We start from the raw sequence: 22,102 nt of genomic DNA on the forward strand, positions 1-22,102 counted from the left end.
GGGCAGTCTCTTGAAAGTGAGGTCTGCGTAAATGTATCAACCTCGGCAAACCTAATGACCGAAGCGGCGGGGGATTAGTTGCAGGACGGCGGAGCAGTTGCTGCTCCGCAGATATTCAAGCGTCAGGCGTTTGCAGTATCTCGATCCACAATGCGCCTTTGCCGGATGCCGCTTCACCGACACGCTTCAGCGCGCCATCCTTGCTCACCGCGTACGTACCGACCTTGGCGCTTTTCTCACCCGTCACCAGCAGCCAGCGGCCATCGGGGGAGAAGGCGATATTTCGCGGTTGCTGTTCTTGCACCGGGTAGTTATCGAGGAACTTGAGTGCTCCTGATGCCGGATCCACGGCAAATGCCGAAACGCTGCTGCTGGTGCGCTCACTCATCAGCAGCAGTTTTCCATCCGGCGACATGCGCAGGTCAGCGGCCCAGATGCGTCGGGTCGGATCGTCTTTCAAATCGTTGTTGCGCGCATCACGCACTTCGCCGTGGGCCAGCTTCAATCGCTCGGGAATGCCATTGGCTTCAGCGATTCGGGTCAACGCGCCGCTGGCCCCGTCGATCGAAAACGCCGTCACGGTGCCGCTCATTTCACCGACGACGTAAAGGAATTTGCCGTTGGGCGAGAACGCCAGGTGCCGAGGCCCGGTTTTCTCCGGAACACTGACCGAGCCGCTGCCGATCGGGCTGAGTTCGCCAGTCTTGGCGTCCAGTCGATATTGCAGCACCTGGTCGGTGCCCAGGTTGCCGGCATAGGCAAAGCGATTGCTCGGCTCGGTGCGAATTGAATGGGCATGCAGGCCGGTCTTGTAGCGAACGATATCGGCGGAAGGTTGCTGATCCTTGCCGATCTTCTGAACGCTAAGGGTGTCGGCGCCGTAGGACGCGGCGAGCAGGTAGCGACCTTGTCGATCGGTCGACAGGTAGGCCATGCTCTCTGCCAGAGGCGCTTGGGTGAACTTTGTCAGGTGCCCGCTTTTGGAGTCGATCCGATAGCCCAGCACCTGGAAAGGCTTGACCCGCAACGCTGCAAACAGCACTTTGCCGTCCGGGGTGAGCGCCATCGGATTGACCTGATCACCGGCCTGGATCTGTTCGACCAAGGTAAGCGCGCCGTTGCTTTGATCAAGGCGATACTGCGAGATCAGACCGTCGCCGGGGCTTGAGATGTAAGCGTAAGTAGCGGCGTTAGCCGTCACGCTCAACGTGGAGGCGAGCGCAGCGATCAAGAAGTTTCTTTTCATCATTCCCAGCCTTATTGTTGTTGTGATCAGTCATCCTATGAGTGATTCGCTGGGGCATCAATGGCTATTTCGTCGGCCTGTAACGTCGCTACGCTTATTTAACATGCTTGTTCTAGATGATTTTGATCAGCGGAAATGATCGGAGAGGGTGGTCGTGATTGAGGTTTGACACATTTCTACATACTCTCCCGTTAGCGTTGTTGTACGACATCCTACCTAATGTGCGCAGTGCAACAACTCTCACAAAAACAATAACGGAGATACCCCTATGACGAGCATGGCTCCACTCGATCATCAGGCCGCTGCGAAACCGCAAAACCTTTTCCTGCGTACGCTGAAACTGCTCGGCCCCGGCATTATTGCCGTGCTGTCGTGGCTCGGTGCGGGCGATCTCATCACGTCTTCAGTGGCCGGTGCGAACTACGGCTACGCAATGATGTGGGTGCTGGCGGTCTCGCTGTTGCTCAGGTACCTGATCGTCAACATCATTGCCCGGTTCCAGCTGTGTAATAACCAAGGCATGACCATCCTGCAGGGCTACGCCCAGCTCAACCCGGTGTTTGCCTGGTTCATGCTGGTTTATGCCCTGTTGATGGGGCATTTGATGAACGCCTACATGATCAAGGGGGCAGGGGAGTCGCTGGCGATGCTGTTCAAGATCGATCAGCCATTGCTGTGCTCGGTGGCGGTGGTGCTGGCGGTCTGGATGCTGGTCGGGCGCAACATCTACACGATGATCGAAGGCGTGATGAAGCTGCTGCTGGCGATCATGACCCTGGCGTTCATCGCCTTGGCGGTGATGTCCGGTCCGGATGTCAGCGGCATCATCAAAGGCACCATCGGCTTCAGCATTCCACCGGACGAAGGCGTGCATGGCGCGTTGCTGGTGGCGGTTTCAGTGATCGGCGCGGTTGCCGGCTCGATCGCCAACTTCGTGCACCCCTATGTCATGCGCCAGAAAGGCTGGACCGGGCCGCAGCACAAGCGCATTCAGCGTAACGATCTGCTGTTTGCGGTGTTCGTCGGGATCATCATCAACCTGGCGATCTGGATCGTCGGTGCGGAAATCCTGCGGCCCAACGGCATCGAGGTGAAAACCTTGGGCGATCTGGGCAAGGCGCTGGAAATCTTCTTCGGCCCGATCGGCTGGTACGTGTTCTTCATCGGCGTGTTCGCAACCCTGTTCGCCAGTATTTCAGGCAAGACCACGGCGTTTCCGATGCTGATCACCGATGCCTTCCAGCATGTTCGTCCTGAGCGTCGCGAGAAGTACGGTAAAGAGTTCCATCACGACCCGATGCACAAGTGGTTCATGCTGTTCATTCTGGTCACGCCGCTGATCTGGTCGATGCCGGGCATGCCGGATTTCGTCACCCTGACCATTGGTGTCAGCGCATTGAACATCATTGGTTTGCCGGTGATTTCCCTGGGCTTGCTGATCATGTCCAACCAGAAATCGCTGCTGGACAAGCAGTACCGCAACAACCTGTTTGAAAACATCGCGCTGATGTTTGCTACAGGTCTGGCGCTATGGGTAGCGTTCCAGTTGGGCGTTGATCTGTTTACTTGATGGGAAGCAGTCGAGGGGGCACACGCCCCCTCGAATTGCCGCTTACAGCGGCACATCCATTTCGATCCGGCGCCAGGCCGCTTCGGAAAAGCTGTACACCGAAAACGCGATCAGCCCCAACGCCATCAGCATCAACAGCACCCCACCTGCCGGAAGATTCTGCAAAGCATCCAGCGCTTCCTTCATGCCGGGTGGATTGGTTGCCTGGTAAACCGAGCCACTGACCGCCATCAACACTGCAATCTCGATAAACACTACGCCTCGGGCGATCAGGCCAAAGCGCGACACCGGGCGCACGTAACGCATCACTTCGTCATCCGCTTCGAAGTATTTCTCGAACGTGGCCTTCCAGCCTTTGATGATGTGGGCGATACCGACACCCAGCGGGATCAGCGCGATCAGGTAGATCAACAGGTTCGAATGCTCGAACGACAGCAGCTGCGCGAGCAGATCCTTGGTCTTGCCATCGCCGGAGCCGCCCGAACTCCTGAGACCACTCACCAACAGACCCAAGGCAAAGAAGGCCAGCGCCGCATTGACCAGACCGCCGGCGAGCAGACCTGCGCGAATGACCAGGCCTTTGAACTCGCTGCCGTGGTGGTCGACATCGCGGATCGCTTGCAGCGCACGCCACGCGGCGAAGGCCAGCAGGCCGGCGACCACAACACCGATCAGCACGTAGCCGAAGGGCTGGCTGAGCAATGCTTCAAGGCTCTTGTGGCTGTCTTTCGGTTTGGTGGAGTCGTGCGCCGCCAGCAGCGCGAAGATGCCGATGATCAGATACAGAACGCCGCGCGCGGCGTATCCGCCTCGGGCAAGCAGGACAAGTGTGTGTTGAGTGGACATGGGATTTACTTCCAGGGAATCGATGTGAAGCAGACCCGTGGACGGGGCAGGGGTTCGATAAATGCGTCGCCGGTGGGCGACGCGCGCTTTATCAGCCTGCCATTCAGCGCTCGCCTCGCTTCGGCGTCATAACGGCGTGGTCAGCGAAAATGGAATGCGCAGCTCTTCGACCGGCCCTGAATCCCGGCCGCACATTTCGTCGTGCACGCATTGTTGCACCAGTACGCAGGGAAACGCCGGGACGGTCTGCAGCAAGTCGCGCAGGTGGGTGATCGAACGCAGGTGCATTGGCTTGGCCGCGTCATCGAGCAAGGTGAATTGGCCCTGATCTACGCGAATTCTCGCCAGATAAAAACCACCTTCGAGTGACAGCAGCTCCAGTTCGCGAACTTCACTGTTGGCCGCACGTTCGGTGAGGGTTTGCAGATTCATGCTTCACTCCTTGCCTACCAGGGCAGGCGTTCTCCATCGTAGGCGAAGAAATGGCCGCTATCGGCCGGCGTCAGCGTGTCAATCAGACTCAGTAATTGCGCAGCGGCAATGTCTGCCGGGCGGGCGCTCGAGGCTCCGCGAAAAGGTTGCGACAACGGCGAGACCACCGTGCCCGGGTGCAGGCTGAGCAAGCGACTCTGTGGGCGCGTGCGCGAGAGTTCGATAGCGGCGGTCTTGATCAACATGTTCAGCGCAGCCTTGGAGGCGCGATAGGCGTACCAGCCACCCAGACGGTTGTCGCCGATGCTGCCGACTTTCGCCGACAGCATCGCCATCGCGCCTTGAGGCGCAAGCAATGGCAGAAAGTCGCGCAGCAGCAATGCCGGCCCCAGCGTGTTGACTTGAAACACGGCCTGCAGCGACTCGGCTTCGATTGCGCTGTAGCTTTTTTCCGGCTTGATTTGGTCGCGATGGAGCAGGCCGGCCGCGTGGATGATCAGGTGAAAGGGCGCTTCGCCTGCCAGTTCGGCGGCGGCGCTGGCGATCGTTTCGGGCTGCTCGAGGTCGAGCTTCGGCACAGTTTTGCGTCCCAGCGCACGGACGCTGGCGCAGCGTGGATCCTGGTTCAAATGTTGGCAGAACGCCGCGCCGAGGGCGCCACTGGCGCCGATCACCAGAGCGCGATAACCGTCGCCGAACGAGGCCAGGGTCAACCCACTGCTCATGGGTTCGCTCCAGCGTTCTGGCGCCGGAAGAACACCGTCACCTGACCGACTTCGAAACCCCACTTGGACATACGGGTGCGGTTGATCAACGTGTCTTCGTCGACCAGGTACATCCAGTCGTCCATGCTCATCTCATAGGTCGAATCATCAACTGGCAGGTTCAGGCGATAACGCCAGTGGAAGGTGTTGCCTGCGATCTGGCCCTGCGCAACTCCGACCACATCGTGCGCGCGACCGCTCCACTGACCATTGCCCCCGGGAGTGAGGGTCCAGACCCGACGCTCACGGGTGCCGTCGCTGTAACGGAAGCGCTCGTCGAGGATCAGGTTTTCACCTTCACGACGGCTGGCGATATCGACCTCGAAACGCTTGACCACTTCGCCGTTGCGCTTCTGGAACATTCCCCAGGCTTTGACGGGCTGGCTGAAAAACTGCTCCAGATTCAAAGCCGGTTGCTGATCCGCATAACGAGCAACATCGACACTGCCGCAGCTTGCAATGCTGAGCGCCAGTCCTAACAGCAGCAGAAATCGGGTCATCTTCCTACTCCTTGTGCTTGTACAGTTAACAGGCTGTGTATAGGCCTAGCGCCGGCCGATGAGCTGGAGAAATTCCTGCCGCGTCGTCGAGCTGTCGCGAAAGGCACCGAGCATGACCGAGGAGGTCATGATCGAATTCTGCTTCTCGACGCCGCGCATCATCATGCACATGTGCCTGGCTTCAATAACCACCGCGACACCGGCAGCATCGGTGATCTGCTGGATCGCCTGAGCAATCTGCCGAGTAAGGTTTTCCTGGATCTGCAGGCGCCGCGCGAACATGTCGACCACCCGCGCCACCTTCGAAAGCCCCAACACCCGGCCGGTGGGGATATACGCCACATGCGCCTTGCCGATAAACGGCAGCATGTGATGCTCACACAGCGAATAAAGCTCGATATCGCTGACGATCACCATTTCATCGCTCTGCGACTCGAACAGCGCACCGTTGGTGACGTCTTCCAGGCTCATCCCGTAACCGTTGCACAGGTATTGCATCGCCTTGGCGGCGCGCTGGGGCGTATCCAAAAGCCCCTCACGCTCGGGGTTTTCGCCGACGCCAACGAGGATTTCACGGTAATGGCTGGCTAGTAGTGGGCTCATTCGGATTACTCGTGGCGGTGCGGGTTAAGGACACAGTCGGGTGAAAAGGTTGTACGCATACATGTTGGCTGTATAGGTTTTATTGAAGATAGGCTGAAAAGGATCAACTGACAACGCATCGGTGGTTTTTTTGTGCGGGTTTGGGAGTTCAGGCAGGACAAACGTGGGGACAGGTTTAGTGAGTGGCTTGCTTGGGGCCGATGTACGGGCATCTCGGCTGATAGCTGCCGGTGGCGAATGACCGCTGACGGCCAAAAGCAGTCATTCAGGTATGCCGATAAAAACCCATAATCGACCGTAAGGAGATGGATGGAAATTTATTGCCTCAGCGAGCTTGCAAGAGCGAGCCAACCAGCGAGCCTTTGACCTATCGAGTACTCGACACGCTAGCTTGTCTGGACGGGTTTTAAGGTTGTCAGAGTTCTTGGGTTGCCATAATCGGAGGCTCGAGAATCGGCCACGCGAGTGATGAACTCACGTACCCATTTGAAGCCGGCGTGCCCATCCGACCGCTCATGCCAGAACAAGCCAATCGCAAAACCTTCCACCGGCAATGGAGGGGCTACGCACAGCAGTTGGTCGCTGCGACCTTCTACAAGACGACTTGGAACCAGGGCCACACAATCCGACTGCGCGACCAACTCCGGTACTGGAAGGAATGACGACGCTGAATGAACGACGTTACGCCGCAGCCCGCGCGCTACCAAGGCGTGATCCACCGAGGTAGAGAAGCCTCCGCCGCGCAGTGACACCACGACATGTTCCAGCTGCGCGAACTCATCCACGGTCAGGTCCGCGCGCAGGCTTGGATGCCCACGACGCCCGATCAGCACGTAACTCTCATCATAGAGGTGTTGCGAGTGCAGTGCGGGCGGAACCCCGTTCATGTTTATCACGGCCAGATCCACCTCGCCGCGGGTCATCTGCAGCTCCAGCTGTGGTACGTCCAGGATGCGCAGTGCGATGCGGACACCCGGCGCTTCGCGTCGCATGGCGACAACGAGATGTTTGATCAAAACCGCCTGCACGTAATCCGTGCAGGCGATTGATACCGTCAGGCTCGCCGTCGCGGGCTCGAAATTCAGATGAGTAGTGACGGTCGCCCTTACCTGGTCAAGTGCCTGGCGAAGCGGCACGAGCAGCTCCAAGGCTTTGACGGTGGGCGTCATTCCACGCTGCGCGGGGATCAGAAGAGGGTCGTTGAAGACGTCGCGCAGACGGCTCAACTGAGCGCTGACTGCTGGCTGGCTCAAATGCAGACGGGCGGCAGCCCGGGTCACGTTCTGCTCAATGAGAAGGGCCTCCAACGTCACAAGCAGATTTAGATCAAGGCGTCTGGTATCCATCGATCTTATGTTAGCAGCAAACTTTTGCGATTTCACAGATGGCCCGAGCCCCGCGACACTCCTTCGACATCACAGCGGAGCCCTCCTTCATGTCGAAAAAAGTACTGATCATCTATGCCCATCCCGAGCCTTCGTCGCTAACGCGGCAACTGGTGGATGTGTCTGTTGAATGCTTGACTGCGCAAGGACACGAGGTCCTGCAATCCGATCTATACGCCATGGGCTGGAAAGCGATATTTGACGAGCACGACTTTCCTCAGCGTGCCAACCCTCAGCGGCTGTCATTCGGAGCAGAGTCCGCCCACGCCTATCGTCATCGCAGCCAAAGCTCTGACGTGGCGGCGGAGCAAGACAAGGTTCTAGCAGCAGACGTTGTCATCTTCCAGTTTCCGCTTTGGTGGTACGGCATGCCAGCCATCATGAAGGGATGGATAGATCGCGTCTGGGCAGCCGGACTCGCCCACGGCTACAAGGACGCTGGCAACGCCTACCGCTATGGTGACGGCGCTTTCAAAGGCAAGCGGGCCATGTTGTCAGTGGCTGTCGGCGGCCCCGCAGAAGACTACTCGCCGCGCGGCATCAACGGACCACTCGAGCAATTGCTGTTTCCGATCACGCACGGCTCGCTCTACTTTCCTGGGTTCGATGTGCTGCCGACGTTCGCCATATACGGCACTGGCAACTTGACCGCCGCAGATGCCGTCGCAGCCAAAGAGGCTTGGCGCACCCGACTCGAGGATTTGTTCACAGATGCGCCAATACCCTTCCGGCCCCAAAACGGTGGGGACTACACTCCCCGCAATGAGCTTAAACCGCATGTAGCCGTGGGCCAGAGCGGCATAATGGCGCACGTCGCTTATGGTGAAACAATCCAGCGCAAGCAGCTGAAAACGGAGGAGGTGACATGAAAACCTTCGTGGTTCTGACTCGCCGTGCTGATGGAGCGGCAGAAGACTTCAAGCGGCTGGCGAAACCGGAGGTAGTGCACGTTTGGCAAGGCTTCGCTGGCGGTATCGTGCGCGCAGTTCATGGGCTGGCCGATGGTCCCGGTGCCGCGTTTGAACTGGAATCCGCCACCTTCGAAGAGGCGCGTGATTACATCGAGGCGCTGCCTTACGTCAAAGGGAATCTGCTGCACGTGCAGTACTGCGCGCTCAAGCCCTTCTCTGATTACGAGAAACTCGTTTCCTCCTGATGAGCGATCAGCGCAGATCAACACCCGTTTGCACGGCGCTGCATGCTGTAGCCAGATTTTACGCGCAGCATGCAGCGTCAGGCCGGGACTCGTTTGATGCGAAGAGGGCTGGCACTGGCGGCTTCTGCCGATTCTGGCCTGTTGCGAAGGCCTGTAATTGACTCATAGCCACGCTTTGACTCCCGCAGTCTGACTCATTGCAGGTAAAAATTTTACGGAGAATTTACGCAGTCTTTATTGCGGGCATCCGATACTGCGCGGCGCTAATTTGGAACGCTATCGTGATGTCCCTCGCAGCAATTCGGCTTATCGGCTTCATCTTGGGTATTTTTCTGATCACCCTGGCGGTAAGCATGGCTATACCCATGTTCACGCTGGTGGTCCATGAGCGCAGCGACGATCTGTCGGCCTTTCTCTGGTCGAGTCTGATTACCTTCATCTGTGGTCTGCTGTTGATCGTGCGAGGGCGTCCGGAGACTGGCAATCTTCGGCCCAGGGACATGTACCTGCTGACTACCGCGAGCTGGGTTGTTGTGTGCGCCTTCGCAGCGTTACCCATGGTTTTCATCAGCGATATCAGCTACACCGATGCGTTCTTTGAAACGATGTCGGGCATCACAACCACTGGCTCGACGGTACTCACCGGTCTGGATAGCGCCTCTCCCGGCTTGTTGATCTGGCGTTCCATGCTGCACTGGCTAGGCGGCATCGGTTTTATCGGCATGGCTGTCGCGATTCTTCCGCTCTTGCGAGTCGGCGGCATGCGTCTTTTCCAGACAGAGTCCTCGGACTGGTCGGAGAAAGTGACACCACGTTCCCATGTCGCAGCCAAGTACATTCTTTTGCTCTATCTGGGCCTGACGGGTGTCGGCACTTTGGCGCTCTGGATCGCAGGAATGACCCCATTCGAAGCGATCAACCACGCAATGTCGTTGATCTCTACCGGCGGGTTCTCGACGTCGGACTCCTCCCTCGGGCACTGGGAGCAGCCAGCAATTCACTGGGTGGCGGTAGTCATCATGATCTTGGGCAGCCTGCCATTTACCTTGTATGTCGCGACATGTCGGGGCAATCGGCGTGCGCTGATCAGGGATCACCAGGTACGCGGGTTTATTGGATTCTTGCTCGTCACGTCACTGGCTGTAGGTACCTGGCTGTATTTGCACAGCGACTACGGATGGTGGGACGCGTTTCGTATCGTGGCGGTCAATGTGACCTCGGTTGTCACGACCACTGGAATTGCGGTTGGCGACTACACCTTGTGGGGCAGCTTTGCTGTTTTGCTGTTTTTCTATCTGACCTTCGTCGGTGGCTGTTCCGGCTCAACGGCCGGCGGGCTGAAAATCTTCCGTTTTCAGGTGGCTGCCGCGCTTCTGGTCAGCAGCTTGAAGCAGTTGATCCATCCCCGAGCCGTGATTCAGAAAAAGTACAACGGTCATCCTATCGACGAGGAAATCGTCCGCTCGCTGCTGACCTTCTCGTTTTTTTTCACCATCACGATTGCCGCCATCGCTTTGGGCCTGGCTCTGATCGGGCTTGATTGGATTACCGCCCTGAGCGGTGCCGCTACGGCGGTGTGTAACGTCGGCCCCGGCCTGGGCACAATCATCGGGCCGGCAGGTAATTTCTCGTCACTGCCGGATGCGGCCAAATGGCTACTGACTGTCGGCATGCTTCTGGGCCGGTTGGAAATCCTGACGGTGTTGGTGCTAGTGACCCCGGTTTTCTGGAGATATTGAGCCAGGCAATCGTTGGCAGAGACGCCGATTGTTGCCTGTTTCGGTGAATAGCAGGGCAGTCATGGCTTTACCGCGTGGTCATCGTCAGTACGGGGAGCGTCCATCGGTTTCTTCTCCGGTACTGTAAAACTCACTGTCGTACTGGTGATGATCTGGTGCGTCGGGTCGGCCACTTCCAAGAGAACCTTGTGAGCACCGGGCGTTAGCCCGACCAGGATAATCGGGTCTTCACTGGTGTGCGCCCACGTACCTTTCCAGTCATCGACGGTCACGTGAAGGTGACCTAAGCGTGGTGATACCTCAGCAGCCACTTTGCCAAATACCGGCATGATCCTGGCGTGCTCTGTTCGAAACTGGATGATGACCACTCCACGGGCGAGCGGCTCGGCAAGCGGCGGGTAGGCAATGAGTCTCGGCGCACTCTCGGATGCCAATGGCAGTATCGCCGGTGGAGAATCGCTGTCTGCTGCCCCTTGTCCGAGCACGGATGTGCAAAAGCAGACACCCAAAGCCAGGGCCAATAGATTTCCGGGTGCGAGGGACATGATCGGGTTCTCCGCGTGATTTCATTCAAGCGTAGATCAACCTGGGTATTGCCCGCTGCTCATTTGAAACTGGAATCATCCAACGTATTTCATCGATACTGGCTGGCCGCTTCTGACCGATCTTCGTGTCACGGATCGCCAAATACCCAAAAGCGGCCACCCTTGTGTTTGTGTACTATCTCAATTCGCTAGCGCCAGTGAGCGCGGGTCTCGATACCCGCTTTGTCACCTTTATCTGATGACAGTCCAAGTCGACCTCTGCCGAATAAGCCCCGGGGGAAAACGGGACCACCCAATCAGAAGCTGCTTTCGAACCATAGCTGTCGCTAAACAGCAAATCTGCCAAAATGCTTTCTAACAGGCTTGTCCTGAATCCATCGCAAAACCGAACTCACGAGTACTTTGATCATATGGCCACAGGTCTTAGTGATGCCGAGCTTGGTTACGTACTGGGGATGATTGAGAAAGCCCCTAACACCGAATTAAATGTTATGTGTGAGCACCTGCAGATCGACAGCCGCGATCTTCTCAATCAGTTGGCGATCTCAGTGGCAAGACTGTTTATCACCGGCGGCCGCGATTTTCACTACTGTGATGAGGTGATGAATATTGTCATCAGCGATATCGTCGATCTGTCCTTGGACGCAGAGATGCCCGAGCCGGCATTTTCGATCTATCAGGCATTTGATGCGGGCGAGTATTGGCACAGCGGCGATGACCGGGAGGTATTCCCTTGGGAGAGGTGGACCCGTCCTGAGCTTGAGAGAATTTTGCGTGAGGTCGGCGGCTAACAACCAAGTCGAAGGTGCCCGCGGTAACGCGGGCACCGTTTTCTGTGTGGGGAAAACGCTGACCCGCCTGCTTACCAGTTGTAGCTCAGCTTGGCGGTAATCTCGCGGCCCGGGTTGTAGAAGTTCGCGGTGCCGGAGCCGACCACGTGCTGCTCGTCCAGCAGGTTGCTGACATTCACCGCCAGGTCGGTGCCTTTGGCGATCTTGTAGTTGAAGGCGGCGTCGAACAGCGTGGTGCCATCGCTTTTGCCGGAGTTGGCTGCATCGAAGTAATAAGCGCCGACGTAGCGCGCACCCAGGCCCACGCTGACATCGGTGGCGGGTACGTCGTAGTAACTCCACAGCGAAGCGGAGTGCTTGGGTGCCGTGGCGAATTCGTTGCCCTTCAGGGAACTGCCGTCATACAACGAACCGCGCAGTACCTCGGACTCCATATAGGAATAGCCACCGATCAGGCTGAGGTTCTGCGTTACCTGCGCCTTGGCCTCCAGGTCGAGGCCACGCGCCCGCGATTCGCCCACTGTCTGCTGCTCGATGATGCCGCTCGGCAGCACCACGGCGATGGTGACGTTTTCCTGGGTCAGGTCATACACGGCGGCGGAGAACAGTGCATCCATTCCCATCGGCGCATACTTCACGCCCACTTCGTACTGCCTGCCTGTCTGCGGTGTTACGCCAACCTGCGGCGGGGAGACGGATTCGACCATGCTCACGTAGGTGGACACCTCATCGTTGACGATATAGGTCAACGCACCTCGGTAGGAGGTTTCGGAGAAGGTGTCTTTCTCAGTGGATTGCAAGCCTTTGCTGGTCAGGTCCATCGAGTCGTTGCGCACGCCTCCGGTGACGATGAAACGCTCGTAGAACGACAGGTTCTGCTGAAGGAAGACGGCCTTGGTGGTCGCGTCTCGCTTGTTGACGGCATACGGCGCGATTGAGCGTGGAACGCCAGTAAACACAGGGTTGGCAATATCGATTGGTGTCGTCAGGGCGTAGACCGAGCTTTCCTTGGTGGTCGAATCGAGATACTCCACACCCACCAGGCTACTGCTGTCGATGTTCTCGAAGCGGGCATCGTATTGCAGCATCAGATTGCCGTTGAACTGGTCAGCTTCGGTGTCGGTGCCAAACAGGTATCGATCGACGGTGGTACCGACACGTGCGGCGCTGTCGCTGAGGTACACGTAGCCGAAATCATCGGTCAACTTGCTGTAACGCAGATTGCTGCGCAGCACGAAACCGTTGTCGAAATCATGGGTGACGTTACCGCTGAGGCTGGTGCGCTCGACATCGTGGAAGTTGTAGCTGGGCTCGCCATAAAACTTGCTGCGGTCGTATTCCCGATCCAGTGGATAGCCGCCGCTGTTGGGCGAACTCTCGGTTTTCAGGTAGTCCAGAATCATCGTGGCCGACGTGTAATCCGTCGGTGCCCAGGTGAGGCCACCCATAAACAACTGGTTGTCGTCCTGCGAATGATCGTACTCGCGATCACTGTTCTGGCCTTTGGCAGTAAAGCGGCCGGCCAGGGTTTTTTCGTCGTTCAGCGCATCGCCGACATCGATGCCGGTCTCGACATGGTCAAACGAACCGTAGGTCACATAGCCTTGGCCAAACTTTTCGAAGCGCGGCTGTTTGGTCACGAAATTTACCGAACCGCCCGGGTCCGCAGGGCCAAACAGGGTGGAGTTGGCGCCACGCAGAATCTCGATGCGCTCATAGGCGAATGGGTCTTCGCGTACGCCGCGCATTGAGCTGAGGGTCAAGCCGTCACGGTAGGTGGTGGCCTGGAAGCCGCGGATCTGGAAATAGTCGTTGCGATCATCCGTACCATAGAAGTCACTGACAACGCCCGGCGTGTATTGCAGCGCTTCTTCCGTGGTGCTGACGCTGCGTTGCTGCATTTCCTTGTTGGTCACCACCGACACCGATGCCGGTGTATTGAGAATGCTGGTGGCGACCTTGCCGCCCACCCATAGCTCCTTGGCCACCACCGAGTTGGCGTCGTCGTCGGCACTGATCCGAACCTTGGCATTGATGATGAGCGGGGCGAGGCGGTAGTCCTCGACGGCCGTTGCGTCGAGTTCCAGCGGGCCGGCGGTTTTTGCTTGAGGGGTCAGCAGGTAAGCATTCGGGCCTTGCTGTTCGACCTGCAATTCGCTGCCCTGCAGCAAGGATGACAGCGCTGCCGACGTTTCGAGCGAGCCATTCACGCCAGCCGTGGTGCGGTTCGCCACACTCGACGCGTCGAAGGAAAGACTGATGCCAGCTTCGCGCGCAAAACGGTCAAGCGCTGGCGCCAGTGGCCCGGGGGCGATATTCCACTGTTTGACTTGATTGCTGTGATCAGCGCCCGAGGTTTGCGCCAGCGATGGCAATGCGTAGCTGCTCACGATCAAACCCAAGATCGCACCGTGCATGGCACGACTTAATGGATGGCGCTGTGAAACCGGGGACGAACTCATTTTCTCGCTCCAAGAAAGGACATCGGCAGACTGGCCTGTATTCCGGCCTTCCTTAGAGGTCGAACGAGAATGAGAAACCACCTCATTATTTTTCAGGTAGCGAAAAAATATTCGGGTGGAGTCAGGTGGCAGGGGTTACGGTGACCCAATAGCGGGTTCGGTAATCAATGTGAAGGCGCAGTGACTGCGCGATCAATGCCAGGACCCGATCGTTGTCGGCGAGCTGGAAGGTGCCGGAAACGCGACGATCAGCGACCTCTTCGGCGCAGCGCAAGACTCCTGGGCGATAACGCGACAACTCCGCGATAAAGTCATCAAGGCGCATATGGTTCGCACTGATCACTCCGTCACCCCAACCCCATGGATCAAGACCGTTGTCCCTGAACGTTCGGGTGCCGCTTGGGGTGAACAGCAGTTGGTTTCCTGCCAGGACGTTGCGGCTCGCAGGCGTTTGACTGGAGCCGGGGAACACCGTGACTGATCCTTCCTGGGCCGCGACCAGAGTGCCGTCGTCACGCTCGCGGACCAGAAAGCGCGAGCTGTGGGCTCGCATGATCCCGTCGCGTGATTGCACCCACAACGGTCGCGCTTGCGGTGAGTGTTGATCCGCACCGACATTCACGATGATTTCACCACGGCGCAGGATGATCAGGCGCCGCTGGGCGTCGAAATCGCTGTCGACGGCGCTATCGCTATTGAGCTGGATAAGGCTGCCATCATCGAGTTCGAAACGTCGTTGCTCGCCGGTGCTGCTGCGCTGCTGTGCAAGCATGGAGGGCAGGGGGGTGTAGTCGCGGCCGAGCCAGGCTGCCGTGCCGACCGTCGCCAATACGCCCAGTAGCTTCAGGCTTTCCCGCCGGCGCATTCCATGTTGGGCGCCCTTAAGGGTTTGTCGAGCCAGCTGAGCTGGCACGCCTTCGAATTCATCTCCCAGCGTTTCCACACGCTGCCACGCCAACACATGCTCCGGGCGCTGCTGCAGCCAGTGCTCAAACGTGCGCTGTGTCTGTTCATCGGCTTGATTGAAGCGAAGGCGCACCAGCCATTGGATTGCCTGGTCGACAATGGCCGGATCCAGCGCCTCGGGCTCAGGCCTCGACATAACGCAAGCGATAGCAGTGTTGCAGGGCAGTGGCCAGGTCGCGTTCCACCGTCGCGCGGGAAACACCGAGCTTTTCGGCGATTTGCGCGCAGGTCAGACCGTCGAGTCGGGCAAATAAAAACGCCTGGCGTACTCTTGGTTTAAGCGAGTCGAGCAGACGGTCTATGCGCTCGAGCGCATCAAGAATCATCAACCGGCTTTCTTCCGAGGGAACCTCGTGTTGAGGCAGCAACGTGATGCTTTCCAGGTAGGCGCGTTCGAGTTCGCGACGACGATACTGATCAATCATCAACCCTCGGGCAATGCTGCTCAAATAAGCACGTGGTTCGCGCAGGGCGCCGGACTGATGACGGTGTTTGAGCACACGGACGAAAGTGTCCTGCGCCAAATCTGCGGCGTTGTCGCGACAGCCGATGCGCCGAATCAGCCAGCCCTGTAACCACGAGAAGTGGGTGCGATAGAGCAGCCCTGGATCTGCAGTACCTAGTGTTTCGTCGCTACGCATCGGCATCCCGGGACATACATGATTGATAATGAATCGCATTCTACTCAGGCGTTGGGCCATCAGGCAAATACGTCGCGCGTAGTGTCTGTTTCGGGCGAAATGACGCCCCGGGTTTCTTGGACAATTGGCCACAGTTCAGGCTGACGCGCCGATCCCGGTAATAGGCCGAGGCTGGGTTGCTGCGTTACTGGTCAGAGGTGCTGTCATACTAGTTTTTCTCTTCATCGCATTACCTTAGGTTCGAATGTCTGCTCTTGGCCGATTTCTGCCTCACAAGAGGCTTCCCTCCGCTTGCAAAAATCGATCAGGCCGGCATGGGCAAAGGGCACTGGATACCTTGTCATCGATGATCTCCTCGCTGGCCAGACGTCCCACTATCGCCGCCAAAGTAATTCCAGGGTGCATTGCACAAACGTAGACGCCACCTCCTTTGGGGAGATAACCGATGATGGGGATGCCATCGGCAGGCATGGGCCTGAGGCCGACACAAGCCCGTTCCGGTTCTATGGAAACGACACCATGGAGTTCGTTCTGGATTGTCTTGGCCGTGCGAAGCGCTATCGCTGCCGGCTGATTTTCCACGGCATCGTTCAGATAATCTTCCGCCGCGAGCAACGCACCATCCGAACTTTGCCGCACTTCCATTTCAGGGCTGGATATGAGGGTGTGTACGAGGTTGGGTTGTGACTTGTAACGGATGAAAATGGCAGGCGAGGCCTCTATTGGCAGGGACACTCCAAGCATGTCTGTCAGTTTCGTGATGCCTGTCCCGGCTGCCAGTACGACAATATCGGCATCGAGGCTGCCTATCGTTGTTTCGACTCCAGTCACCGTTGCACTCTGGGTTACAAAACCGAGCACTCGCGTCCGAGTGAGAATCTTCGCCCCATATGCCTGCGCACCTGCGATCAACGCATGCGTAGCTGCCACTGCGTCCAGCGCTCCTTCTTCAGCCGCATACAGAGCAGACTGGGGAGGGTTCTTGAGATTTGGTTCCAAGTCGAGAATCTGCGATCCAGACACCAGATTTGCCGAAGCCTGGTGACCTGAGACTGGCAGCGCCTCAATCGCCATCGCACTGTAAGACAAGGCGCCTGTCCATCTTATCTCCAGACCTGGCAGCTGCGTTTGGAGTCGGCGGTACTCCTTGATGGCAGAACCGCGCAGTTGCGCGATTGGGTCTGGTTCGGGGTGTGAGGCATTGAGCCAGGCGAATGAGCTGCCAGTCACTCCCGAAGCTATATCTTCAGCTTCTACCAAAGTGACATTCGCGCCTTTACCTGCCAAGTGATACGCCAATGACGCGCCAACGATGCCTGCACCAACGACAACGACCCTTTTGCCCTGACCATTTCCCATATCAACCTCCGTTTTGTCGATGTGCCGATGGTACGGCAGCCGGATGATTTCATGACATGAGAACCTGATCGTTGAGCTTTTCAAGTGTCTGCTTCTGGCCGAATCCGACGACGGTGCCGCGCGACTGATCCACCCCGGTCCTTCACCCACGTGGAGGGCACCACCATGTACACAATCGCTAAATATCGACATCAGCCATGGAATAAGGGGAAGCTCGTTGGCCAGAAAGCTCCGCTTCAAGTCAGGGATATCTGAGCCTTGAGGCAATCAATCTCCTTCCATCTACTTATGGCCGATTGATGTGGCTCATCAGGTGCTGCAATCACTATTGACTCACCGATCGCTAGCGGATGAGACCGGCTAAGATGGGTGGTTGGCGACTGCGTAAATCCAGGGAAACCGCACATGCGCAAATATTTGGTTTTGCTACTGATTGGCCTCACAGGCATTGCCAAGGCGCAATCTCAATGCTCAAACACGTGGTATCAATCGGTTGATAGGGTTCTGCATACGGCTGATATGCAAGGGCACGGACCGGATTTAGGTTCTGACGAATGGAAGTCAGTGATCGAGATAAAGTTGGGGGTTCAAGATGGGTCAGATGTCCCTGAGCGAAGCTCCGAACAGTGGTGCAATTACATTGATCAGCAAATCAGTGCGATACAGTCGACCGGGGCGCGCACGGGAACATCGTCGGCTATCAGTTCGTCACCTGGTCCATCTTACGATTGCTCAAAGGCGGAGCCTGGCGGTGTCGAAGCATTGATATGTGAAGACAAGGAATTATCTGCCCTCGATCGCAAACTCTCGGCAGTGTATGCCAGTGCGAGTATCAAGGCCGGCAACGAGCATCCTCCAATGCTCAAAGCAGAGCAGCGGGGGTGGATCAAGGGGCGGGACGATTGCTGGAAGAGTGATGACGTCGTTGCATGCCTGCGCATGGAATACCATAACCGCATCGCTGAGTTGCAAGCGCGGTACCGACTGATCTCTGGCACTGGACCTGTCTTTTACGAATGCGACGGCAACCCTGCAAACGAGGTAACTGTCAGGTTCTTCGAAACTGATCCGCCGACATTAATAGCCGAGCGTGGCGACAGCGTATCGCTGATGTACCAGCAACTCAGTGGCATGGGCATCAAGTACGTCGGGCGTAATGAATCGCTTTGGGAACATAAGGCCGAAGCCATTATCACTTGGGGATATGGTGCGCGCGAAGAGCAATGCAAAAGAAAACCTTGAGCAGCGGTTTGTTCAGGCCAGGTAATTACAAATGGGTGAGAGGCCAGCTCTCATAGAAAGAGCCGCCTACAGGGATCGGGTTGCCATCCATATGGTGTGCGGCCCATGCCAGTAGGTGTGCCATACGTTCGGCAGCAACTGGCGACAGCGTTTTGGGCGGGAAAAGACCATCGGGGCGGCAGCTCTTGGCCGAAAGCGGTTATTGCTGTGTGGCAACTAACGGCCAAAGGCAGACGCCTTTGGCCGTTTGCGTTCTGAAAGGATTACAAGAGGCTATGCACTCACAAACTCGATCACCGTCTTGCCCTTGCCGCGGCCTTCGGCGAGTTGGCGAAATGCCTCGTTGACCTCTTGCAGTGCAAAGTGCTGTTGATCCACGCGGATCGTCAGTTGACCCGCATTGGCCAGCGCAGCGGCCTCGCGCAGGATAGCGCCGTGATGGTCGCGTCCTTTGCCGGTGAGCAGTGGCGCCAGGGTGAAGACGCCCGAGTAGGTGGCACTTTTGAAAGATAACGGTGCCAGGCTGTGCTGGCCCCAACCCAGGCAGCTCAGCACGTGCCCGGTATAGGCTTTCACGGCTTGGAATGATGCATCCAGCGTGCTGCCGCCGACGGTGTCGTAGACAATGTCGAACCCTTCGCCGGCGGTGTAGTGCTCGACATAATCCACAACGCTCTGTGCCTGATAGTCGATCGCTGTAGCCCCCAGCGAGCGTATGAAGTCGAGACTGCCCGCCGAGCCGGTGGTGTAGACATCGGCACCGCGTGCCTTGGCCAGTTGCACAGCCACTTGGCCGACCCCACCCGCGCCCCCATGAATCAGGACACGCTGACCAGAGCGGACATTGGCGTGATCGACCAGACCTTCCCACGCGGTGATGAATACCAAAGGCAATGCAGCCGCCTCACGCATGCTGAGGGTGTGTGGCTTGACCGCGATCAGGCGGGCATCCACGGCAATGTACTCGGCCATGGTGCCTTGGGCACCGCCGATCCCGCCGGGCATGCCGAAGACTTCCTGGCCCGGGGTGAACCCCTCGACCGCTTCGCCCACTTCGACCACCGTACCGGCAAGATCAAGGCCGAGCACGGCCGGCAGCGTTTGGCGGGCGTGAGCCCCTGCGCCGGCGGCAATTTTGGTATCGAGCGGATTGACCCCTGCGGCGTGAACCTTGACCAGTACTTGCCCCTTACCGGGAACAGGGCGGTCGATGTGACGGATGGCCAGCGGGGATTGAGCGGACTCGGCGATGGCGGCAAGCATGGAATGTTTCATGACGGGAACCTGTGTTGGGATGGACGCTTACAGATTGCCGCGCTTTAATCATTCCGATAAGAAACCCAATTTGCATATGACTTATTCCCCAAAGAGAACCAATCGTCGATGGATCTGTTCGACAGCATGCATGTCTTTGTCCGCGTCGTGGAGCGCGGGTCTTTCTCGGCGGTCGCCCGTGAACTGAACATTGGGCAGCCGGCGGTAAGTAAACAAGTGCGCGCGCTGGAGCAGTATCTGGGTGGCCCATTGTTCGCACGCAGCACTCGGCATTTGGCCCTGACCGACCAAGGTCAACGCTTCTACGACCACTGCCAGGAAATTCTTGGCCACGTCGAAACTGCCACGCGAAGCTTCACCAGTGGCCAGGAGCAGATTGCCGGCCCTTTACGAGTCGCCGCCCCGGTCAGTTATGGAAGGTTATGCATCGCACCGCTCATAGGGATTTTCCTGCAACGCCATCCTGATGTGCGGATTGACCTGCGGCTGAGTGACCACAATGAAGACCTGCTCAAGGAAAACATCGATCTGGCGATCCGCATTGGCGTAGTGAAGAGCGAGGGATTGGTGGCACTGCCACTGGGCAATAGCCCACGGCGTGTCTATGCGGCGCCCGGTTATCTGGATCTACACGGCGTGCCACGTGAGCCCAGCGAACTGTCAGGACACAACTGCATCGGCTTCACGTTGCTGGAGCATTACGACCGTTGGCACTTTACGCACCTCGGCCAAGCGTTCGATGTAGGTATCCAGGGCAACGTCACCAGCAACAGCAGCGAGGCCATCCGCGAAATGGTGCTCTCCGGCCTGGGTATTTCTCTCTCACCGCAATGGCTGTTCACAGCTGACGTCGAGCAGGGCAGGGTGAGTACCGTACTCGACAACTATCAGACCAGCGCGCTGCCTGTCAGCGCCGTACTCAGCCGCGAGCGACGACGTTCAGCGCGGACGATGGCGTTCGTCGATTTTCTACGCGAGCAATTGTTGTAGCAGCGCCTTGTGATACGCCGTCCGCTGCTTTCTTCTCCGGGACCCTGAAACTGTCTGATGACAGTCCCAAGTCGATTACTGGCGTATTTTTCCATCTACCAGACATTTGATGCGGCCGAGTATTGGCACGGCAGCACGTGCCGCGGAGATCAGCTCATGAGCGTACGCCTGCGGCCTGCTGCAACCGCCGCACCGCGTCTCGGGCCTGGGCGCCGAGTTCGGCCAGGTCGAAGTCAGGCAACTGGTCGTCGTGTACGGTCAACCGGCCACCGACCAGCAAGGCGCGCAAGGTCGGGCGTCCTCCGCCCACCACCGGCCCGATCGCCGGGTCATGCAGGCCGAAGTATCGCGGCTGGTCCAGGCGGTAGATCGCCAGGTCGGCCGCCATGCCCACTTGCACGCTGCCCACGGCGTCCAGCCCCAGCACCCGAGCCCCGCCAGACGTACCCCAGCGCACCACGTCTTCCACGGTGGCCGCGCTGGCACCGCCTTCCTCGTCACCGCCGGCATAACGCGGGCGGGCCCGTTCGCCAAGTCTGGCCCGTTGCATCAGCCAGGCGGCGTGGGTTTCGCTGATCATGTCGCAGGCCTCGTTGGAGGCGGCGCCATCCACGCCAATCGACACCGGCATTCCCGCAGCCTCCACGGCCACCACATCGGCAATGCCACTGCCCAGGCGGCCATTGCTTTGCGGGCAATGGGCAATGCCCGTACCGCTGGCCCCGAGCATGCGGATTTCCTCGGCGTCGAGTTTCACCAAATGCGCGAACCACACGTCCGGGCCGAGCCACTCGTGCTCGGCACAGAACGCCACTGGCGACATGCCGTGGCGTTGCTGCACCTCATTTTGATATTCGACGGTTTCGCTCAGATGGCTGTGCAGGCGAATGCCCAGTCGCCGTGCGACCCGGGCGGTTTCGCGCAGGTGTTCGGCAGGCATGGAGTAGGGCGGGCTGGTGGGCGCCATCACCACCTGCCGCCAGGCATCGGCGGCCGGGTCGTGGTAGCGCCGCACCAGACGCTCGACGTCGTCCAGATATTGCTCCAGGGTCTCTGGCCCAGCCACGGACTTGCCTTCGGCTTGCCGTGCTTGCGTGGCGCCGCCACGGCAGAGGACAAACCGCAGCCCCAGCCGTTCGGCTTCCTCGAACAGCACTTCGGCACTGTCAAAGTCCATGCCCGGCAAGTACAGGTAATGATGGTCTGCGACGGTGGCGCAGCCGGATCGTGCCAATTCGACCAGGCCAATGCGCGCGGCGAGGCGAAAGCTTTGCTCGTCAAACGCGCCGCGATAGCGATAGGGCACGGCACCCAGCCAGGCTCCCAGACTCTGGTCGATACCTGCGGGAATGCCTTTGAGCAGCGACTGAAACAGGTGATGGTGGGTATTGACCCACGCCGGGTAGACCACGCAATCGGTGGCATCCAGCACTCGCTCGCCGGGCTGGGGTTGCAGGGCGCCGATGGCGCTGATGCGGCCGTCGACGATACGGATATCAGGCCCGGCGTGGCGCGCCGCTGCACCGGACAAGCCGGTGAGGATGGCGCTGGCGTTACGTACCAGCCAGCTATTTTGAATCTTCATGTGAG

The 22,102-nt window shown here is 58.3% G+C and carries 21 protein-coding genes and 1 pseudogene; 8 read left to right on the plus strand and 14 right to left on the minus strand.

The features are described from left to right. Positions 1-115 precede the first annotated feature (115 nt). Positions 116-1,249 (minus strand): lactonase family protein, encoded by a 1,134-nt coding sequence (locus BXA01_RS01830; RefSeq protein WP_076562877.1) that lies wholly within the window; start codon positions 1,247-1,249, stop codon positions 116-118. Between the two features lie 274 nt (positions 1,250-1,523). Between BXA01_RS01830 and BXA01_RS01835 the strand changes: the two genes are divergently transcribed. Continuing rightward, a complete protein-coding gene (locus tag BXA01_RS01835) occupies positions 1,524-2,816 on the plus strand; it encodes an Nramp family divalent metal transporter (RefSeq protein WP_371699886.1) in 1,293 nt (430 codons plus the stop codon). 42 nt (positions 2,817-2,858) lie between these two features. Here the strand turns inward: BXA01_RS01835 and BXA01_RS01840 are convergent, their stop codons facing one another. The 6 genes from BXA01_RS01840 to BXA01_RS01865 form a co-directional block, all read right to left on the minus strand. Continuing rightward, complete coding sequence (locus BXA01_RS01840; RefSeq protein ID WP_016774775.1) at positions 2,859-3,662, minus strand: DUF1206 domain-containing protein; 804 nt, start codon at positions 3,660-3,662, stop codon at positions 2,859-2,861. A 126-nt stretch (positions 3,663-3,788) separates the two neighbouring features. Continuing rightward, a complete protein-coding gene (locus BXA01_RS01845) occupies positions 3,789-4,094 on the minus strand; it encodes a DUF6482 family protein (RefSeq protein ID WP_016774774.1) in 306 nt (101 codons plus the stop codon). A 14-nt stretch (positions 4,095-4,108) separates the two neighbouring features. Then, positions 4,109-4,819: an SDR family oxidoreductase gene (locus tag BXA01_RS01850; RefSeq protein ID WP_076562878.1), complete on the minus strand. Its 711-nt coding sequence runs from the start codon at positions 4,817-4,819 to the stop codon at positions 4,109-4,111. Then, entirely contained in the window at positions 4,816-5,358 is a 543-nt protein-coding gene (locus BXA01_RS01855; protein WP_076562880.1) for a DUF3833 domain-containing protein, read from the minus strand. The genes BXA01_RS01850 and BXA01_RS01855 overlap by 4 nt, the downstream gene beginning before the upstream one ends. A 45-nt stretch (positions 5,359-5,403) precedes the next feature. Beyond that, positions 5,404-5,961, minus strand: coding sequence for a GTP cyclohydrolase I FolE (folE, locus tag BXA01_RS01860; RefSeq protein WP_041480339.1), 558 nt, complete (start codon positions 5,959-5,961; stop codon positions 5,404-5,406). A gap of 386 nt (positions 5,962-6,347) precedes the next feature. After that, positions 6,348-7,307 (minus strand): LysR family transcriptional regulator, encoded by a 960-nt coding sequence (locus BXA01_RS01865; RefSeq protein WP_076567602.1) that lies wholly within the window; start codon positions 7,305-7,307, stop codon positions 6,348-6,350. 89 nt (positions 7,308-7,396) lie between these two features. Here BXA01_RS01865 and BXA01_RS01870 point away from each other — a divergent pair, with 89 nt between their 5' ends. The 3 genes from BXA01_RS01870 to BXA01_RS01880 all read left to right on the plus strand — a co-directional run bounded on the left by BXA01_RS01870 (position 7,397) and on the right by BXA01_RS01880 (position 10,241). Beyond that, positions 7,397-8,215: an NAD(P)H-dependent oxidoreductase gene (locus BXA01_RS01870; protein ID WP_076567604.1), complete on the plus strand. Its 819-nt coding sequence runs from the start codon at positions 7,397-7,399 to the stop codon at positions 8,213-8,215. Further along, positions 8,212-8,502 (plus strand): hypothetical protein, encoded by a 291-nt coding sequence (locus tag BXA01_RS01875; protein ID WP_076562881.1) that lies wholly within the window; start codon positions 8,212-8,214, stop codon positions 8,500-8,502. Before BXA01_RS01870 ends, BXA01_RS01875 begins: the two co-directional genes overlap by 4 nt. Before the next feature lie 284 nt (positions 8,503-8,786). Next, positions 8,787-10,241, plus strand: a complete 1,455-nt coding sequence (locus tag BXA01_RS01880) for a TrkH family potassium uptake protein (RefSeq protein WP_076562883.1) — start codon at positions 8,787-8,789, stop codon at positions 10,239-10,241. Positions 10,242-10,300: 59 nt separating this feature from the next. Here BXA01_RS01880 and BXA01_RS01885 read toward each other — a convergent pair whose 3' ends face one another. Next, positions 10,301-10,786, minus strand: a complete 486-nt coding sequence (locus tag BXA01_RS01885; RefSeq protein WP_076562885.1) for a DUF6130 family protein — start codon at positions 10,784-10,786, stop codon at positions 10,301-10,303. Between the two features lie 410 nt (positions 10,787-11,196). Here BXA01_RS01885 and BXA01_RS01890 point away from each other — a divergent pair, with 410 nt between their 5' ends. Continuing rightward, on the plus strand, positions 11,197-11,577 hold the full coding sequence (locus tag BXA01_RS01890; protein ID WP_076562887.1) for a hypothetical protein: 381 nt from the start codon (positions 11,197-11,199) through the stop codon (positions 11,575-11,577). A gap of 71 nt (positions 11,578-11,648) precedes the next feature. Here the strand turns inward: BXA01_RS01890 and BXA01_RS01895 are convergent, their stop codons facing one another. The 4 genes from BXA01_RS01895 to BXA01_RS01910 form a co-directional block, all read right to left on the minus strand. Beyond that, positions 11,649-14,039: a TonB-dependent siderophore receptor gene (locus BXA01_RS01895; RefSeq protein WP_076562889.1), complete on the minus strand. Its 2,391-nt coding sequence runs from the start codon at positions 14,037-14,039 to the stop codon at positions 11,649-11,651. Between the two features lie 121 nt (positions 14,040-14,160). Beyond that, entirely contained in the window at positions 14,161-15,141 is a 981-nt protein-coding gene (locus tag BXA01_RS01900) for a FecR domain-containing protein (RefSeq protein WP_076562891.1), read from the minus strand. After that, entirely contained in the window at positions 15,128-15,646 is a 519-nt protein-coding gene (locus BXA01_RS01905) for a sigma-70 family RNA polymerase sigma factor (RefSeq protein WP_051600722.1), read from the minus strand. Before BXA01_RS01905 ends, BXA01_RS01900 begins: the two co-directional genes overlap by 14 nt. 270 nt (positions 15,647-15,916) lie before the next feature. Further along, positions 15,917-17,005, minus strand: a complete 1,089-nt coding sequence (locus BXA01_RS01910) for an NAD(P)/FAD-dependent oxidoreductase (protein ID WP_076562894.1) — start codon at positions 17,003-17,005, stop codon at positions 15,917-15,919. Between the two features lie 165 nt (positions 17,006-17,170). Here BXA01_RS01910 and BXA01_RS27215 point away from each other — a divergent pair. Next, positions 17,171-17,257: pseudogene (locus BXA01_RS27215) on the plus strand (integrase); the annotation flags it as partial. Positions 17,258-17,410: 153 nt separating this feature from the next. Continuing rightward, a complete protein-coding gene (locus BXA01_RS01920) occupies positions 17,411-18,247 on the plus strand; it encodes an MliC family protein (protein WP_076562897.1) in 837 nt (278 codons plus the stop codon). Positions 18,248-18,520: 273 nt separating this feature from the next. On the opposite strand, the gene BXA01_RS01925 is transcribed toward BXA01_RS01920, so the two are convergent. Continuing rightward, on the minus strand, positions 18,521-19,522 hold the full coding sequence (locus tag BXA01_RS01925) for a zinc-dependent alcohol dehydrogenase family protein (RefSeq protein WP_076562899.1): 1,002 nt from the start codon (positions 19,520-19,522) through the stop codon (positions 18,521-18,523). A gap of 108 nt (positions 19,523-19,630) precedes the next feature. On the opposite strand from BXA01_RS01925, the gene BXA01_RS01930 reads away from it, so the two are divergent. Continuing rightward, complete coding sequence (locus tag BXA01_RS01930; RefSeq protein ID WP_076562902.1) at positions 19,631-20,512, plus strand: LysR family transcriptional regulator; 882 nt, start codon at positions 19,631-19,633, stop codon at positions 20,510-20,512. Positions 20,513-20,666: 154 nt separating this feature from the next. On the opposite strand, the gene BXA01_RS01935 is transcribed toward BXA01_RS01930, so the two are convergent. Next, complete coding sequence (locus BXA01_RS01935) at positions 20,667-22,097, minus strand: amidohydrolase family protein (protein WP_076562904.1); 1,431 nt, start codon at positions 22,095-22,097, stop codon at positions 20,667-20,669. Between the last annotated feature and the right edge of the window lie 5 nt (positions 22,098-22,102).

Source organism: Pseudomonas sp. B10, from assembly GCF_900156235.1.
GTDB classification, from domain to species: domain Bacteria; phylum Pseudomonadota; class Gammaproteobacteria; order Pseudomonadales; family Pseudomonadaceae; genus Aquipseudomonas; species Aquipseudomonas siliginis.

Bases quoted from the DNA above. Each gene is read 5' to 3' on its own strand.
- BXA01_RS01925 (WP_076562899.1), bottom strand. From the start codon at position 19,522: ATGAAACATTCCATGCTTGCCGCCATCGCCGAGTCCGCTCAATCCCCG.
- BXA01_RS01845 (WP_016774774.1), bottom strand. From the start codon at position 4,094: ATGAATCTGCAAACCCTCACCGAACGTGCGGCCAACAGTGAAGTTCGC.
- BXA01_RS01840 (WP_016774775.1), bottom strand. From the start codon at position 3,662: ATGTCCACTCAACACACACTTGTCCTGCTTGCCCGAGGCGGATACGCC.
- BXA01_RS01865 (WP_076567602.1), bottom strand. From the start codon at position 7,307: ATGGATACCAGACGCCTTGATCTAAATCTGCTTGTGACGTTGGAGGCC.
- BXA01_RS01885 (WP_076562885.1), bottom strand. From the start codon at position 10,786: ATGTCCCTCGCACCCGGAAATCTATTGGCCCTGGCTTTGGGTGTCTGC.
- BXA01_RS01880 (WP_076562883.1), top strand. From the start codon at position 8,787: ATGTCCCTCGCAGCAATTCGGCTTATCGGCTTCATCTTGGGTATTTTT.
- BXA01_RS01905 (WP_051600722.1), bottom strand. From the start codon at position 15,646: ATGCGTAGCGACGAAACACTAGGTACTGCAGATCCAGGGCTGCTCTAT.
- BXA01_RS01935 (WP_076562904.1), bottom strand. From the start codon at position 22,097: ATGAAGATTCAAAATAGCTGGCTGGTACGTAACGCCAGCGCCATCCTC.
- BXA01_RS01895 (WP_076562889.1), bottom strand. From the start codon at position 14,039: ATGAGTTCGTCCCCGGTTTCACAGCGCCATCCATTAAGTCGTGCCATG.
- BXA01_RS01910 (WP_076562894.1), bottom strand. From the start codon at position 17,005: ATGGGAAATGGTCAGGGCAAAAGGGTCGTTGTCGTTGGTGCAGGCATC.
- BXA01_RS01870 (WP_076567604.1), top strand. From the start codon at position 7,397: ATGTCGAAAAAAGTACTGATCATCTATGCCCATCCCGAGCCTTCGTCG.
- BXA01_RS01930 (WP_076562902.1), top strand. From the start codon at position 19,631: ATGGATCTGTTCGACAGCATGCATGTCTTTGTCCGCGTCGTGGAGCGC.
- folE (WP_041480339.1), bottom strand. From the start codon at position 5,961: ATGAGCCCACTACTAGCCAGCCATTACCGTGAAATCCTCGTTGGCGTC.
- BXA01_RS01855 (WP_076562880.1), bottom strand. From the start codon at position 5,358: ATGACCCGATTTCTGCTGCTGTTAGGACTGGCGCTCAGCATTGCAAGC.
- BXA01_RS01835 (WP_371699886.1), top strand. From the start codon at position 1,524: ATGGCTCCACTCGATCATCAGGCCGCTGCGAAACCGCAAAACCTTTTC.
- BXA01_RS01875 (WP_076562881.1), top strand. From the start codon at position 8,212: ATGAAAACCTTCGTGGTTCTGACTCGCCGTGCTGATGGAGCGGCAGAA.
- BXA01_RS01920 (WP_076562897.1), top strand. From the start codon at position 17,411: ATGCGCAAATATTTGGTTTTGCTACTGATTGGCCTCACAGGCATTGCC.
- BXA01_RS01890 (WP_076562887.1), top strand. From the start codon at position 11,197: ATGGCCACAGGTCTTAGTGATGCCGAGCTTGGTTACGTACTGGGGATG.
- BXA01_RS01850 (WP_076562878.1), bottom strand. From the start codon at position 4,819: ATGAGCAGTGGGTTGACCCTGGCCTCGTTCGGCGACGGTTATCGCGCT.
- BXA01_RS01900 (WP_076562891.1), bottom strand. From the start codon at position 15,141: ATGTCGAGGCCTGAGCCCGAGGCGCTGGATCCGGCCATTGTCGACCAG.
- BXA01_RS01830 (WP_076562877.1), bottom strand. From the start codon at position 1,249: ATGATGAAAAGAAACTTCTTGATCGCTGCGCTCGCCTCCACGTTGAGC.